Annotated in this window: 15 protein-coding genes; 9 read left to right on the top strand and 6 right to left on the bottom strand. The window is 38.1% G+C overall.

The window, feature by feature from the left end:
• The first annotated feature begins 3 nt into the window (after positions 1-3).
• The 5 genes from MKX39_RS08070 to MKX39_RS08050 are packed head-to-tail and all read left to right on the top strand — an operon-like array spanning position 4 to position 4,856.
• On the top strand, positions 4-1,029 hold the full coding sequence (locus MKX39_RS08070; RefSeq protein WP_340769052.1) for a methionine ABC transporter ATP-binding protein: 1,026 nt from the start codon (positions 4-6) through the stop codon (positions 1,027-1,029).
• Positions 1,022-1,693: a methionine ABC transporter permease gene (locus MKX39_RS08065; protein ID WP_340769050.1), complete on the top strand. Its 672-nt coding sequence runs from the start codon at positions 1,022-1,024 to the stop codon at positions 1,691-1,693. Before MKX39_RS08070 ends, MKX39_RS08065 begins: the two co-directional genes overlap by 8 nt.
• 14 nt (positions 1,694-1,707) lie before the next feature.
• The gene (locus MKX39_RS08060; RefSeq protein WP_340769048.1) at positions 1,708-2,484 is read left to right on the top strand and encodes an enoyl-CoA hydratase/isomerase family protein; all 777 of its coding nucleotides are present in this window, start codon (positions 1,708-1,710) and stop codon (positions 2,482-2,484) included.
• Between the two features lie 15 nt (positions 2,485-2,499).
• Entirely contained in the window at positions 2,500-3,636 is a 1,137-nt protein-coding gene (locus tag MKX39_RS08055; RefSeq protein ID WP_340769047.1) for an alpha-hydroxy-acid oxidizing protein, read from the top strand.
• 26 nt (positions 3,637-3,662) lie between these two features.
• The gene (locus MKX39_RS08050) at positions 3,663-4,856 is read left to right on the top strand and encodes a CaiB/BaiF CoA transferase family protein (protein ID WP_340769045.1); all 1,194 of its coding nucleotides are present in this window, start codon (positions 3,663-3,665) and stop codon (positions 4,854-4,856) included.
• Between the two features lie 63 nt (positions 4,857-4,919).
• On the opposite strand, the gene MKX39_RS08045 is transcribed toward MKX39_RS08050, so the two are convergent.
• Complete coding sequence (locus MKX39_RS08045) at positions 4,920-5,813, bottom strand: manganese catalase family protein (RefSeq protein WP_340762167.1); 894 nt, start codon at positions 5,811-5,813, stop codon at positions 4,920-4,922.
• Between the two features lie 19 nt (positions 5,814-5,832).
• On the bottom strand, positions 5,833-6,060 hold the full coding sequence (locus MKX39_RS08040; RefSeq protein ID WP_093534524.1) for a YuzF family protein: 228 nt from the start codon (positions 6,058-6,060) through the stop codon (positions 5,833-5,835).
• Between the two features lie 108 nt (positions 6,061-6,168).
• Between MKX39_RS08040 and MKX39_RS08035 the strand changes: the two genes are divergently transcribed.
• The 4 genes from MKX39_RS08035 to MKX39_RS08020 all read left to right on the top strand — a co-directional run bounded on the left by MKX39_RS08035 (position 6,169) and on the right by MKX39_RS08020 (position 8,824).
• Positions 6,169-6,735 (top strand): DUF1273 domain-containing protein, encoded by a 567-nt coding sequence (locus tag MKX39_RS08035; RefSeq protein ID WP_340762166.1) that lies wholly within the window; start codon positions 6,169-6,171, stop codon positions 6,733-6,735.
• Positions 6,732-7,304, top strand: coding sequence for a branched-chain amino acid aminotransferase (locus tag MKX39_RS08030; RefSeq protein WP_340769044.1), 573 nt, complete (start codon positions 6,732-6,734; stop codon positions 7,302-7,304). The genes MKX39_RS08035 and MKX39_RS08030 overlap by 4 nt, the downstream gene beginning before the upstream one ends.
• Positions 7,305-7,435: 131 nt before the next feature.
• Positions 7,436-8,068, top strand: a complete 633-nt coding sequence (locus tag MKX39_RS08025; protein ID WP_340769043.1) for a spore coat protein — start codon at positions 7,436-7,438, stop codon at positions 8,066-8,068.
• 93 nt (positions 8,069-8,161) lie between these two features.
• The gene (locus MKX39_RS08020; protein ID WP_340771375.1) at positions 8,162-8,824 is read left to right on the top strand and encodes an HAD family hydrolase; all 663 of its coding nucleotides are present in this window, start codon (positions 8,162-8,164) and stop codon (positions 8,822-8,824) included.
• Positions 8,825-8,935: 111 nt separating this feature from the next.
• On the opposite strand, the gene hisF is transcribed toward MKX39_RS08020, so the two are convergent.
• The 4 genes from hisF to gltB form a co-directional block, all read right to left on the bottom strand.
• Positions 8,936-9,712, bottom strand: coding sequence for an imidazole glycerol phosphate synthase subunit HisF (gene hisF / locus MKX39_RS08015; protein WP_340769042.1), 777 nt, complete (start codon positions 9,710-9,712; stop codon positions 8,936-8,938).
• 1 nt (position 9,713) lies between these two features.
• The gene (hisH, locus tag MKX39_RS08010; protein ID WP_340769041.1) at positions 9,714-10,325 is read right to left on the bottom strand and encodes an imidazole glycerol phosphate synthase subunit HisH; all 612 of its coding nucleotides are present in this window, start codon (positions 10,323-10,325) and stop codon (positions 9,714-9,716) included.
• 93 nt (positions 10,326-10,418) lie between these two features.
• Entirely contained in the window at positions 10,419-11,903 is a 1,485-nt protein-coding gene (gltD, locus tag MKX39_RS08005) for a glutamate synthase small subunit (RefSeq protein WP_340769040.1), read from the bottom strand.
• Between the two features lie 17 nt (positions 11,904-11,920).
• The gene (gltB, locus tag MKX39_RS08000; protein WP_340769039.1) at positions 11,921-16,453 is read right to left on the bottom strand and encodes a glutamate synthase large subunit; all 4,533 of its coding nucleotides are present in this window, start codon (positions 16,451-16,453) and stop codon (positions 11,921-11,923) included.
• Positions 16,454-16,476: the final 23 nt, after the last annotated feature.

Below are 16,476 nucleotides of genomic sequence, written 5' to 3'. Positions count from 1 at the left end.
GAAATGATTGTATTAGAAAATGTCTCGAAAGAGTTTAATAGTAAAAGTGGAACTGTAAAGGCAGTAAAACAAGTCAATATACGGGTAAATCAAGGAGAAATCCATGGTGTTATAGGATATAGTGGTGCTGGAAAAAGCACACTAATACGTTGTGTAAATTTACTGGAAAAACCTACAGAAGGTAAAGTTTTCATAAACGGCATCGAACTTACTTCCTTACCCCTCCCTAAATTGCGTAAAACTCGCAATAAAGTTGGCATGATTTTTCAAGGATTTAACCTACTTAAAACAGCAACGGTTTATGATAATATCGCCATTCCACTAAAGCTACTCGGCTATAACAAAGACGAGGTAAAAAAACGGGTGGAGCAATATTTAGACATAGTTGGTTTAACTGACAAGCATACAAATTATCCTAACCAGTTATCAGGCGGACAAAAGCAACGTGTTGCTATCGCTCGCGCACTTGCTCAGGAACCTGAAGTATTGCTTAGCGATGAAGCAACCAGTGCACTGGATCCAGAAACAACTGATTCCATCTTAGACTTGCTACTAAAGATCAATCGTGAATTAGGAATTACTATACTCTTAATCACGCATGAAATGAATGTCATTCAAAAAATTTGCGATCATGTATATGTCATGGAAAATGGAGTTATCGTGGAACAGGATACAGCTATTAATCTATTTACGAAGCCTACCCACCCTACTACCAAAAAGTTTTTAAATACAATTAGCCAACGGAATTTATCCAATTCATTGATTGCTCAGTTGAATGTTACAGGCGCAGTCACTCGTTTAACATTTGTAGGGGAAAGTACTGGAAAACCGTTATTGGCAGAAGTTAGTCAAAAATTTAATGTTCAGCCAAACATTTTAACTGCTAATATTATCGAATTGAAGAATGGCATCGTCGGAAATATAGTCGTTCACTTAATTGGCGACAAAGAACACGTGAAAAGCGCTATTCACTATCTAGAAGCACAGGGTGTAGCAACGGAAGAATTGGAGGGACATTCTCATGAGTAGAACAGATCAATTTGTAGAGCAATGGCTACCGATTATTGGTGAATCTGTTGTAGAAACATTTCAAATGGTTGGTATTTCCCTTTTCTTCTCTGTACTAATCGGGATTCCATTAGGTATTTTAATCGTTTTAACTAGACCTGGTCAGGCATTGGCAAATAAGTTTATTTATCAATTAACTAATTTAATCATAAATATTGTACGTTCTATCCCGTTCATCATTTTACTATTCTTCATCTTGCCATTTACAAAACTCATCGTTGGAACAACTATTGGTGTGCAAGGAGTTATCGTGCCATTAGTCATTTATACAGCACCATATATTGCTAGACTAATGGAATCTGCCCTACTTGAAGTGGAGAACGGTGTTATTGAGGCATATACAGCAATGGGTATTAGTACAGGTGCCATCATTTGGAATGTCTTACTTCGTGAAGCTCGCCCTTCTATCGTTTTAGGGTTAACCATTTCAACGGTAAGTTTGATTGGAGCTACTGCAATGGCTGGAATGGTCGGAGCAGGTGGTTTAGGCGACTTGGCATATCGTTTCGGACATTTGCGCTATGAAGTAGATGTTATGTATGCAACAGTAGTCATTTTAATCATCCTTGTCCAAAGTATTCAATCTATCGGAAACCGTATTGCAGCGAATATTAAAAAAGACTAGTAGGAGGGTTACGAATGACAAATCTATTATATGTGGAGCGCAGTGAATCTATCGCAACAGTTGTTTTTAACAGATCAGACAAGAAGAATTCATTCTCACTGGCTATGTTTAAACAGTTAGGTGAATTATTGACTGAACTGGAGAAGGATTCAAAAGTTAAATTATTAATCCTTAAAGGAGTAGATGAAACTGCATTCTCTTCTGGTGCAGATATAACAGAGTTTCTAGAAAATCGTTTCTCTGCTCAAAAAGCAAAAGATTATAATGATGCAACTCTTGAATCTATTGAGAAATTATATCGTTTCCCTAAACCTACTATTGCCCTTATTAAAACATTAGCTATAGGCGGGGGATTAGAACTTGCAAATTCCTGTGACTTCCGATTCGCCTCTTCTGGTAGCAAGCTTGGGATAACCGCTGCAAACATTGGCATTATTTATAATCTCGTTAGTACGAAACGCTTGGTAAATCTTATCGGTCCTACGAAAGCAAAGGAATTATTGTATACCGCTAAGCTAATCACAGCCGAAGAAGGAAAAGAAATTGGCTTAGTCGATTATATTTATCCATTGGGAGAAATTGAGGAAAAGTGCTTTGAATTCGCTCGTCAAATTATTCGTAAGTCTTCTGTTGCCAACAACGGGATAAAACAAGTAATTCAAGCAATTATTGATGGCGACAACGAAGAAACAGAAGAAATTGAAAAGCTAATTTTAGAATCTTTCAGCTCCGATGACTATAAAGAAGGCATTGAAGCGTTTTTAGAAAAAAGAAAACCAAATTTTGCATAAGAGGTGAACTTTGATATGTCTACGAATGATTTATTATTAAAAAGTATCGAGGCAAGTAAGCATTACCCGTTAAATTTTACCGAATTGGAAGCTGCTGCAAAACAAGCATTAGAACCCGGCCCGTTTGGTTATATTCGTTCTTCTGCTGGTGGAGAAGAAACCTACAGGAAAAATACAGATTCCTTTTATAAGTATTCAATCATCCCCCGCTTTTTAACGGATGTGTCTACTTTAAATACAGAAGTAACGATTCTTGGACATACATATCCCCACCCCCTCTTTATAGCTCCTGTTGGAGTCAATAAAATAGCACATGAAGACGGCGAATTGGCGGTTTCTAAAGCTGCGGCAAAATTGGAATTCCCATATATTCAAAGCACCGTGTCTAGTTTTTCTATTGAAGAAATTGCCGCTGAAACAAAGGGAAGTTCAAAATGGTTCCAATTATATTGGTCCTCTCAACAGAAGGAAGTTTCCTTTAGTATGGTAAGAAGAGCAGAAGCTGCAGGTTACAAAGCAATTGTACTTACAGTCGATACGACGATGCTTGGATGGCGTGAGGAAGATATTCGCAATCAGTACTCTCCGTTAAAACGCGGTTTCGGACAAGGTAATTATGTGTCTGATCCAGTATTCATGTCCGCACTGAACGATCATTCTCAAGAAACTATTGTCCATAAAATTATTGAAAATATATACCATCCTACTTTAAACTGGACGAATATTTCCGAGTTACGTGAACATACAACACTACCAATTCTAATAAAAGGAATACTTCATCCGGAAGATGCTAAACTTGCCGTGGAAAAAGGAATAGATGGAATTATCGTTTCTAATCATGGGGGTCGCCAGTTAGATGGTGTTATTGCGAGTATCGATGCCCTTCCAGCAGTAGTTCAAGCAGTTAATGGACGAATCCCTATTTTATTTGATAGTGGAATTAGAAGAGGTTCTGATGCAGTAAAAGCTTTAGCACTTGGAGCAACAGCAGTTTGCATAGGTCGTCCAGTAATATGGGGATTAGCCAGTGGCGGACAGGAAGGCGTGGAACGCGTGTTAGAAAACTTCCTACAAGAAACTAGAGTTTCTATCTCCTTGAGTGGTGCGCGGAATCTAGAAGAAGTACAAAACCTACAGTTATTTAAGGATTAAGGATTTTATAAGGTGGTAGATTGGTGATGGAACAAGCATTAAATGGAATGAAAGTAGTTGATCTATCTCAAGTTCTCGCTGGACCCTATTGCACCATGGTTTTAGCTGATATGGGTGCAGACGTTATAAAAGTGGAAAAATTCCCAAATGGGGACGACACTCGAAGTATGGGTCCTTATATAAATGAAGAAAGCTATATGTATATGATGGTCAATCGAAACAAACGCGGAATATGCCTTAATTTAAAAACAGATAAAGGTCTTGAGGTATTATATAAACTTATTAAAGAAGCGGATGTTTTTATAGAAAATTATCGACCGGGAGTTACGAAAAAACTCGGCATTGATTATGACACGCTGAAAGCTTTAAATCCCGCTTTGATTTATTGTTCTATATCTGGTTATGGTCAAACAGGCCCGTATAAAGACAAAGGCGGCTATGATATTATGGCGCAAGGTCTATCTGGTCTGATTGACATGACCGGAGAAAAAAATGGGAAACCTGTCAAAGTTGGAATCGCTATTCATGATATAGCTGCTGCTCAAACGGCCATTCAATCTATTTTGTCTGCCTATATTTATCGACTTAAAAAAGGGACTGGTCAATATATTGATGTCTCCCTTGTAGATTCTGGTCTTGCATGGACTGTGTGGGAAGCCGCAGCATATTTCGGCAAAGGTGAAGTGCCTCAAAGAAATGGAACAGCACATCGTGTTTCTGCTCCCTATCAAGGATTTAAAACACAGGATGGTTTTATCCTTATTGGGGCAGGCAATCAGAAACTCTGGGAAAAGTTTTGTTTACAAGTCGTCCATAAACCACAATGGCTTACAGATGAACGTTTTTTAACAAATAGTATTCGAGCAACTAACGCTAGCCAACTCGAGTTGGAGATTGAGAAGGTTCTAAGCAAACACCCCTCCTCCTACTGGCTAGACTTGCTAGATACATCGGGTGTACCTTCTGGACCCATCTATTCTTACGATCAAACTTTAAACGATGAACATATTCTATCGAGAGAAATGATAGTCGATTACGAACATCCTGTAGCAGGTTCAATGAAAACACTAGGGTTTCCAGCTAAGTTTTCCGAAACACCAGGTCAATTTAGAACTCCCGCTCCCCTGCTTGGACAGCATAACAAAGAAATACTTACGGAGCTTGGATACAATGAACAGGAAACACAGTCATTGCTATCCTCCAAGGTTATTAATAGCTAACGTTGGGGCTTTCATATTAAAAAGACCAATTGCTCGGGGCAATTGGTCTTTTTAATAGTAGATTTACATATTAGCCATTAATCTTTTAGCAATAGCTTCATATTCTTCAGGTCCTATTCCAGGTGCAAACTCCTCGGGGAGTGATCTTAAATCTGGAATATCATATCCTTTTGGACTTCCTTCTTTCACAAATAGCTTCTCGCCACTCATAGGATTGTTACCTTTCCAAATCTGATTTATATCCTTGTAATCCCCTACATTATTCCACGTAAATAATACATTTCCATACCCTTGCTCCTCATACTTTCTTGCAGTATCAAAAACACGGTTATCGAGGTTAGGAATTGGAAGCATTTTCGTCACATCTGCCCCTGTTGCTATTTCAATTGCTTTTGCATACGCTAAAATATGTGTTCCTCCACGTACTAGTAAATAGCCAATCATTTCTCTCGCCGTAGGATGATCTGTCATTTCATACACGCGCATTTTGTGTGTTCTAGCACCACATTCTAAAAAGAAGTTATGCAGTAAATCTAACACTAAGTTGCCACTAGAAAATACATAATCACCTCTCCAAGGATTCCCCATAGAATCTCCTGCCAATGAAGTTTGAGCATTTGCTATAAAAGCATACGTATTTCGTTTATCGATAGCATCTTGAAGAGGGGAACTGTTTGGATCACCAGTAAAAGAAGAATTTTTATTTAACAAGTTAATTGTATTTGATACAAGTTCCACATGACCAAACTCTTCGGCAGTAATACTTGCTACTAAATCATAAAATGGTTTTAATTTCTTTCTACCACGGAAATTAAAGGATTGATACATATAGTTATTTAACGTCGACATTTCCCCAAATTTCCCGCCGAGTAACTCTTGAACTGCCGATGCAGCATTTGCATCGCCATATTCAACTCTAGGTAGATCAATTAATAACTTATCCACTCGTTGAAACAAATAACATGCTCCTCTTTTTTTATTTAGTAGGTGAAATCCACACTATTTGCTGTATTCTAATGTAAAATGGAGTTCCACTTACATCTAATACTAGATGATCAGGTGCAATACCTTTAAGTATACCTTGCATGGTACTTCTAGTTGTTTGAATAGCAATCATTTTGTCCTTTAATCCTTTAGCTGCCTGGTAAACATAACCTTCAAATTGACTTACAAATTCGACCGTTCCCTGTGGCTTGTCGTTCATGGTCTATCCATCCTTTCCTAACAATCTTACTAGTGTATGACATAAGGTTTTATATGGTTACGAGAACATGCTATGATGGACTAAGACGTTTAGATAAGTTGGGTGATAATGATTAAGAGAATATTAGTAACAGGTTATAAAGCACATGAATTGGGAATATTTAATGATACTCATGATGGGATTCCTATCATAAAAAAAGCAATAGAAACACAACTTCGTGTTTTGTTGGAGGAAGGTTTAGAGTGGGTAATATTAGGTGGTCAACAAGGTATAGAAACTTGGACTGCGGAGTTAATCCTAGTGCTTAAAGATGAGTATCCGCAGTTAAAGTTTGCCATAATTACCCCATTTTTAGAACAGGAAAAAAATTGGAATGAACAAAAGAAAGAAAAGTATGAGAGCCTATTAAGGCAAGCTGATTATCAGACAAGTGTCACAAAAAAACCGTATGAAGCTCCCTGGCAGTTTATAGAGCGAAATAAATTCGTTGTTCGTAATACCGATGGAATGTTAATAATTTACGACGAAGAAAATGAGGGCTCTCCAAAGTTCATCAAAAAATTAGCAGAGCAATATGCGGAAAAAAATGATTACCGAGTAATTACCATAGATGCATATGATCTTCAATTAATAGCAGAAGAAATAGCAGAAGAAGGAAGGAACCAATTTCTATGATTACAAACAAACTAACTAAAAAGATCGAAGAAGCTACAAACAATGAAATAACATTAACAATGGAGGAAAAAGATTTTGCAGAAAAAAACCTTTTACTTCCTGAAGGATTAAATATTCTTCCACAAGACTTATTTAACGATGCAATTATCGAAAGGTACAATAAAGAAACAGATGAGTTAATAGCTAAAGAGCCTACCTCATTTTTACAAACACCTGCATCCTATCTTAAAGACAATATGCAAGAATATGTTTATTTAGAAGCTAATATGTTGGATGTTGTAAGCGTAGATGCGATTGCAGTTGAATATGATGAAGTGTTTGAAGTTTACACAGCAATGTTTGGTTTATTTATCCAAAAAAAATATACAGCAGAAATTAGAGCATTTTTAGATGAACATTACAATTCAGAGAAGATGCAATATAGTATAATGTTCGCAGGTAACGAAGGTTTATGGGAAATTAATTTACCGATAAATTATATAAAAGGATTCGATGATTCCTTTACTATGGAAGAAGTTTATCAATTATTATACTCATTAATCTTTAAATTAATGACGAATATTAAATAAGTTTTGATCCGCAATCCCAATAGAATGATATTGGGATTGTTTTTATTTTTTTATAGCTTGCATATTTGATGACTTTTTACTCAAACTACAAAGGATGTTCCATCAAAGTTTCTACAAGGAGGAAAATTGGAATGACACAAAATCCATTTGGACAAGGTCAAGGTCAAACGCATCAAAATATGCAAACTGGTAATATCTCACAAAATATGAATCATGGTGGTCATGAGGTATTTGACGTCCATGAAGTTTTAGGGACTGTTATTTCCGGATTAAATTTAAAAGTACTTCTACGTCCCCATGTAAAAGACCAGGAACTGCTAAGTATGTTAGACCGTCAATATGCATTTGCATTAGACGAATATAATATTACCGTTGAATGCTTTAAAACAGGTGCAGATCCTTCCCATCCAACTACTAGCTATAAAATGCAGACTGGAAATGACTTCATATATGGGATAAAACCTTCCCAACCTAAAAAGCCAATTCAATCTGCCAATGAGCTTTCAGACGAACTGATTTCTGGATACCTTCTTGGTGCCGCTAAAGCTTCCGCAACTATTAAAACTACCGCTGCACTTGAAACAACTAATCCTGTTGTTCGCCGAGTACTTGCAGATTCCATTCCAAATTGTATTGAAATGGCTTATGAGCTCTCTATTTATCAAAACAAGCACCATTATTACCAAGTACCTCAGTTGGATCAACAAAGTATGCAAGCTCTGACGAATTCATATGCCCCTGCACAAGGAAATATGATGAGCTAAATAACAAATTTCGCCCCATGAGATTGGGGCGATTTTTTGTTTGTTCATGTATAATAACTTTATGAATTATTAATGGAGAAAAGGGTGAAATTTATGCGAGTAGCTATTTTTGATTTTGATGGTACTATCTATGCGGAAGAAACATTCACACTACTAATGAAACATTTAAAAGAACACCCTACTTATCATTCCTCATACAAACGTTTTTATCGCGCTATTGTTCCACCGTACATAGCAAATAAGTTAAAGTTATACCCGGACAACAAAATGAAAAAGCGATCCATGCAATTATATTTAGAGGCATTTAATGGACTGACAAAACTAGAAATGGATATCTATTTTAGTGAAATTAAAGCTACTATGCAGCAAGATTTCAACACAAAAGTATTAGAAAGACTCAAACGTCACCAGGAAGAGAATATTCATATATTACTAGTATCTGGTGCGTATACGCAGTTTTTAGAACGTGTGACGGATGGTCTCGTGTTCAATCAGATTATTGGAACCGATATATTTTATAAGGACGACAAAGTTTACACAAAGAATGCAATCAACCATGTAAACGGACAGCAAAAAACGTTGAAGGTTCATGAAGCTTTGGATGGTCATCAAATAGATTGGGAAAATAGTTATGCATATGGAGATAGCTTTTCAGACATGCCTGTATTAGAGCTTGTAGGAAATCCAGTTGCTGTTAGACCAGAGGAAAAGCTCAGAAGCCTAGCAAATGCACGCGGTTGGGAAGTAATGGACTGAGTGCAATAGGAAATTTAATAAATTGTTGGACGACATTTCGGAAGGCTATTCGACCGATTGTCCCTTCTACCAAAAACGACCTAGTCTCCATACCGAGACTAGGTCGTATTATTAAGTAAGTCGGACATTCACATTCTTTGAATGTAAGTAAGATTTTATTTCTCCAATTGTGTAGTCTCCGTAGTGAATCATGGATGCTACTAAAGCCGCATCAGCTTTACCGTCAGAGAAGACTTCTTCGATATGTTCGATCTTCCCTGCCCCACCTGACGCGATAATAGGAATATTAACTTTTTCCGATAATAACTTGATCAGCGCTACATCATAACCGTTTTTCATGCCGTCCTTATGGATACTTGTGCAAATAATTTCTCCCGCACCTAAGTCAGCTGCTTGCTGCGCCCACTCCACAACATCCATTCCTGTTTTCTCATGACCAGAATGTGTATAAACTTCCCATCTAATAATTTCTTGGTCACCATTATATATTGGCATAGCATCTAAGCCTAAAACGACGCATTGTTTACCATAAATATCTGCTGCTTCCTTCAGTAACTCTGGGCGCATTACTGCCGCCGAGTTGACTCCAACTTTGTCTGCCCCAGCCCGTAGTAAATTTTTAAAGTCATCTACTGTGCGCACCCCTCCGATTACGGAAAATGGAATATTTACTTGTTCGGCCACCCGTTGGATCCATTCCAATTTTACATCTTGGTTTTTTAAAGAAGCGGTCGTATCAAGATAGATTAATTCATCCGCACCATCTTCCGTATACTTTTTACCAAGTTCGGCAGGATCACCAATAATAGTAGGATTTCTAAATTGAATATACTTCACTGCTTGATCATTTAGTACATCGATGGCTGGTACAATTCGTTTTCTTAACATCTTATTTATCTCCTTGCTTACAGTAGTTATCTAAAAGTTGGATGCCGTATTTACCACTTTTTTCTGGATGAAATTGTACGCCCATTACTTGTGAATTACCAATAACAGAAGCGAAATTTATACCATAATTTGTCTCTCCTAAAATATCTTCCCGATTTTCCGGCATAGCAAAATAAGAATGCACAAAGTAAAAGTCTGTTTCATCTGGAATATGTTCAAAAAGAAAATGATTTTGTACATCTGTCACTTGGTTCCAACCCATATGGGGAATTTTCTCTGATTCATCGGTAAATTCAGGTACACTGCCTTTTAGAAATCCGAGGCAATCCACATTTCCTTCCTCGCTCTTTTCTAATAAAAGCTGCATCCCAAGACAGATACCAAGTAATGGAATACCATCTGAAACTCTTTCTTTTAAGTAATCACTTAAACCGCTCCGATCCAACACATCCATCGCCACTTTTGCATTTCCAACGCCAGGCAGGATAAGCTTGGTAATTTCATCGGTATGATCACTAGCTTTTGTAATAAGTTTTGTTTCATAGCCAAGCTGCTTGATCGCTTTTAACACACTATGTAAATTCCCTGCACCATAATCTATAATACCAATCATGTTATTGCCTCCATATTCGTTATGTAACTATTATGACATCTTATGACCAAAAACGGAACAAAAACTTTAGTTCACTAGCACGGTAAAAACCGGTCATGAGACTATGACCGGTTTTTTACTAACATATTCATTTACTCGTTTAGCTACTTCTTGCCCTTCTTTGATAGCCCAAACAATTAAACTTTGACCTCTTCTAGCATCGCCAGCTGTAAAGATCCCCTCTACATTTGTTTGATAATCTTTAGAAGATGCAGCAATCTTTTTATTGGTCATTTGTACCCCAAATTGGTCCGGCAATGTAGTTTCTGCTCCTTCAAAGCCAATAGCAACAAAAACAAACTGAGCAGGCCATATCTTTTCTGTACCTGGCACTTCTTTAAAAAAGTAGAAGCCGTCTTCTCCAAGAATTTTCTCCATTTGAATCGTATGCAGTTCTTTTAAATGACCATTCGTATCTGCAACGATTTTCTTCGTCTGAATTAAATACTCTCTTGGATCTTTTCCAAACTTTGCATCTGCCTCTTCATAAGCATATTCCAGTTTAAATATAGAAGGGTCCGTTGGCCATTGATTATCATCTGCTCGTGTTAATGGCAATTGAGGGTGCTTCCCAAATTGAACTACACTTCGACATTTTTGTCGTAGGGCTGTCGCCACACAGTCTGCTCCCGTATCCCCACCACCAATTACGATGACATCTTTCCCTTTCGTATTGATGAACTGATTATCCTTAAAATCTGAATCCAATAGACTCTTTGTAGTCGTCGTTAGATATTCCATCGCAAGATGTATCCCTTTAGAGTCACTGCCCTCCATATGAAGCACACGTTGTTTTTGTGCTCCTATACATAAGATTACGGCATCGAACTGTTCCTTTAGCTGGTCTGCGGAAATATCTTTACCTACTTCCGTGTTCAGGACAAAATCTATACCTTCTTGCTGGAGTATCTGAATTCGACGCTCTACTATATCTTTTTCCAGCTTCATATTCGGAATTCCATACATAAGAAGACCTCCCGCTCGATCAGCTCTCTCGAAAATGGTAACGGAATGTCCCGCCTGATTGAGCTCATCTGCACTGGCAAGACCAGCAGGCCCTGAGCCGATAATAGCTATTTTCTTCCCAGTTCTCGCCAATGGGATTCTTGGTACGATCCACCCATTTTCAAATCCTTTATCAATAATAGTACGCTCAATATTCTTGATGGAAACTGCTGGATCTGAAATAGCTAAAGTACATGACCCTTCGCATGGTGCCGGACAAACTCTCCCAGTAAACTCCGGGAAATTATTAGTCATCTGCAATCTTTCTAATGCTTCTTCCCATTTCCCTTTATATACTAAATCGTTCCACTCTGGAATAAGGTTATTTATAGGACAACCGGAAGTTGCCCCCCTAACCTCAATACCCATATGACAAAATGGAGTTCCACAGTCCATACATCTTGCCCCTTGTTTTTGTAAGGACACATCCGATAGTTTAGAAGAATATTCCTTCCAATTATTTATACGTTTGAGAGGGGCCACCTCTTTACCTTTTTCACGCTCATATTCCATAAACCCTGTAGGTTTTCCCATAAGTATCTCCCCTCTCCTTATTTTTTCGCTAGTACTTTCTTTTCCTTTTTTTCCACACTCGAAGTTGCCAAAAATGCTTGCATTGCAGCAGCATCGTCTGTTAAGCCTTGAACTTTGAACGATTGAATTTTATCCACCATTTTTTTATAATCATTTGGTACAACTTTCACAAATCGACTAGATGCTTCATCCCAATTGTCTAAGAGATTCATAGCTTTTGTGCTTTTCGTATAATAATAATGATCCATGATTAATTGGCGTACAGCATGTAGCTCATCTGCAGTTTGAATTTGTTCAAACCCAATCATCTCTGGATTACACTTTTCTTTAAAGCCACTCATATCATCCACAAGAACATATGCAATTCCACCCGACATTCCTGCTCCAAAATTCTTTCCTACATCTCCTAATATAACCGCTCGACCACCTGTCATGTATTCACAGCCATGATCGCCAATACCTTCAACGACAACGTCGACACCACTATTTCGTACTGCAAAACGCTCCCCAGCACGGCCATTGATAAAAGCAGTTCCACTCGTTGCCCCGTAAAGCGCAACATTTCCAGCAATAACATTTTGTTCTGCTTTTCCTTGAATCGGTGCTGTTACGATTAGTTTTCCGCCAGATAAGCCTTTCCCAAAATAGTCATTTACATCGCCGGTTATATACATCGACATTCCTTTTGGTATAAATGCCCCAAAACTTTGGCCAGCTGCTCCTGTAAATCTTAAAACAATGGAATCATCCACTAACCCTCGCGCTCCATATTTTTTAGAGATTTCACTGCCAATTATGGTACCTACTACACGTTCTCTGTTAGTTATAGGGTAATACAATTCTGCTTTTGACTGACTTTCTATTACCTTTTCCAGTTTTGGTAACAATACACGCATATCGAATGATTCATCAATTTTATGATCCTGTAATGTATTCCAAGTTCTCGGTCCTTCTGGTTGATATAAAAGAGCCTCTAGATTTAGCTGTTTTGCTTTCCAATGGGATTTAGCACGTTCACTAACTTGCAATACATCGGTTCTACCGACCATTTCTTCCATTGTTCTGAATCCTAATAATGCCATGTATTCTCGAACTTCTTCTGCTACAAACTTCATAAAGTTAACTACATAATCTGCAGTTCCAGTAAATTTATCACGCAACTCTGGATTTTGTGTCGCAATTCCAACTGGACATGTATCTAAATGACATGCTCGCATCATGATACAACCCATTACAATAAGTGGTGCTGTTGCAAAACCATATTCTTCTGCGCCAAGCAAAGCTGCCATTACTACGTCTTTACCTGTCATTAACTTGCCATCAGTTTCTAACACAACTCGGTCGCGCAAACCATTTAGCATTAACGTTTGATGTGCTTCTGCAAGGCCTAATTCCCACGGAAGACCGGTATGTTTTATGCTCGTTTTAGGTGATGCACCAGTTCCACCATCGTATCCACTAATTACAATTACATCTGCTGCCCCTTTTGCTACACCAGCAGCAATTGTTCCTACACCTGATTTTGCAACAAGTTTAACACTGATCCTAGCTGCTCTATTTGCATTTTTTAAATCATGTATTAATTGAGACATATCTTCAATTGAGTAAATATCATGATGTGGTGGTGGAGAGATGAGCCCTACTCCTGTAGTTGAACCACGAACATCTGCAACCCAAGGATATACTTTGTTACCAGGTAATTGCCCACCTTCTCCTGGTTTTGCCCCTTGCGCCATTTTAATCTGCAATTCATTTGCTTGAACGAGATAATGACTCTTAACACCAAATCGACCAGATGCAATTTGCTTAATAGCACTGCGACGATTATCGCCGTTTGCATCCAGTTCATAACGACTAGGGTGTTCACCGCCTTCTCCGCTATTACTTTTACCACCTATTCGATTCATCGCAATAGCTAGTGTTTCGTGTGCTTCTTGGCTTAAAGAACCATAGGACATAGCGCCCGTTTTAAAACGTTTAACTATTGATTCGACAGATTCTACTTCCTCTAGAGGAATTTTTTTAATTGCTTTATCAAAGGTCAGTAGATTTCTTAAGAACCCGATACGCTCCTCATTTGCCATTTGCGCATATTGTCTATATAAACCATAATCCCCTCTTTTAGTTGCCCATTGTAGCGTATGAATTGTTTTTGGATTGAAGGCATGATGTTCTCCCGTATTTCTCCATTGAAAATCACTACCAGATTCTAAAGAATCACTAGTCGAAAGAATTGCTTGTTCATGTCTTTTGTTAGCTTCATTCGCAATTGTTGCTAGGTCAATTCCACCAAGTTGTGAAACCGTTCCAGTAAAATATCGTTCAATTACGTCTTTACTAATTCCAACTGCTTCAAAAATTTGTGCACCACGATAACTTTGTACAGTGGAAATGCCCATTTTTGACATTACTTTTACTACTCCATCTGCTATTCCTTTACTATATTTAGCAACTGCATCTGGATAACTACTCGTTATGTGCCCATCCTGTATTGCCTCGGCAATCGTCGCGTAAGCTAAATAGGGATTAATAGCATCTACCCCAAAGCCGATAAGTGCAGCAAACTGATGTACCTCACGTACCTCACCCGATTCAACAATAATACTCACCTTTGTCCGATTACCAGTTCGCAGTAAATGCTGATGCACATGACTTGCTGCTAACAAAACTGGAATGGTCTGCTGTTGTACCGATATCCCTCTATCTGAAAGTATGAAGAGAGAGATTCCTTGGTCGATCAATTCATCCACTTTTTTGGATAGAAGGTCCAAGTCAATTTCTAAGTCTTCAGACATATTCAGCTGGAGTGAAGCAGCAGTAAATGATTTTATACTATTCTTTTTAATATGTGCTAGTTGGCTATTTGTTAAAATAGGTGTTTCTAAGAAAATCCGTTTTGCATTTGACGCATTCGGATGTAGTAGGTCACCTTCCGCTCCAAGCAGTGTCATCGTTGAAGTTACAATATGCTCCCTAATCGAATCAATCGGAGGATTAGTAACCTGCGCGAATAGCTGTTTAAAGTAGTTGAATAAAGACTGGGGACGATCAGATAATACCGCTAAAGGAGTATCGTTCCCCATCGATCCAATTGGGTCCTTCCCGTCTAACGCTATCGGAATCATATATTTATGCACATCTTCATACGTATAGCCAAATACTTTCTGACGGAATAACAAATCCTCTAGTTGCTCTACTTTTTCTTCGGTCGCTGGTACTTTATACATATTATCTGTTAACCATTGCTGATAAGGCTGCGCTTGAGCCATTTCTGATTTAATCTCTTCATCCGAAATAATTCTGCCTTTTTCCAAATCTACTAATAGCATTCTGCCAGGACTTAGACGCTCTTTATATAAAATATTTTCTTCTTCAATATCTACAACCCCAACTTCAGAGGAAAACACAATATAATCATCTTTCGTAACCAAATAACGCGCTGGGCGTAATCCATTGCGGTCTAAAATAGCACCTATCTGTTTGCCGTTTGTAAAAGAAATTGCTGTTGGTCCATCCCATGGTTCCATTAAACTGCTATGATATGCATAGAAAGCTTTCTTTTCTTCTGTGATATGAGGATTCTCAGTCCAAGGTTCAGGAATAAGCATCATAGCTGTATGGGCAGGAGTTCTACCTGCTAAAACAAATAACTCAAATGCATTGTCTAGCATAGAAGAGTCACTACCATTTGTATCGATAACTGGTAGTAACTTGGTTAAGTCCTCACCAAAGGCTTTGGAAACAAATTGTTTTTCTCGAGCCTTCATCCAATTGATATTGCCTCGCAATGTGTTGATCTCCCCATTGTGAACTATATAGCGATTGGGATGTGCTCGCTCCCAACTCGGAAATGTATTTGTACTATAACGAGAATGTACAAGTGAAAATGCAGAAGTGAATAGTTCATCCTGTAAATCTACATAAAACAAATCTACCTCTTCTGGAGTTAGCAATCCTTTGTAAACAATTGTTTGACTAGAAAGGCTTGCACAATAGAATTTAAGGCTTTGATGACCAGCCCAATGTTCCGCTTGCTTGCGGATAATATATAGTTTGCGTTCAAAAGCTAATGATTCCATTTCATTATTTGCCTGAATAAAAACCTGGCGAACGAAAGGTACTGTTTCCCTTGCTTTATCGCTTAACATGCTTGTATCGATTGGTACTGTTCTCCAGCCAATCAGAACTTGCCCTTCTGCAACTATCAAATCATTTATTTTTTGTTCGATTAGTTCGCGTTCATTGGAATCGTTTGTGAAAAATAACATTCCGACTCCGTATTTACCTTTTTCGGGTAAATCCCATTCATTACATACAACACGAAAGAATATGTCAGGTATTTGAACCATTAAGCCTGCTCCATCCCCCGTTTTACCATCGCCACCTCTGCCAGCGCGGTGCTCTAAGCGACATAACATCTCAAGTCCTTTTTTTACGATATCGTGTGTTGCATTACCTTTTATATGTGCGTATAAACCTATCCCACATGCGTCATGTTCAAAAGACGGGTCATACATACCTTGTGCTTGTGGTAGTTGGTGAAATGTCATGTTTATACCTCCCTTTAACCTAA

This window comes from Psychrobacillus sp. FSL K6-1464 (genome assembly GCF_038003145.1).
Lineage (GTDB): Bacteria > Bacillota > Bacilli > Bacillales_A > Planococcaceae > Psychrobacillus > Psychrobacillus psychrotolerans.
Note: the sequence above shows the minus strand (reverse complement) of the source record. Positions and strands in the feature narration are given on the sequence as shown.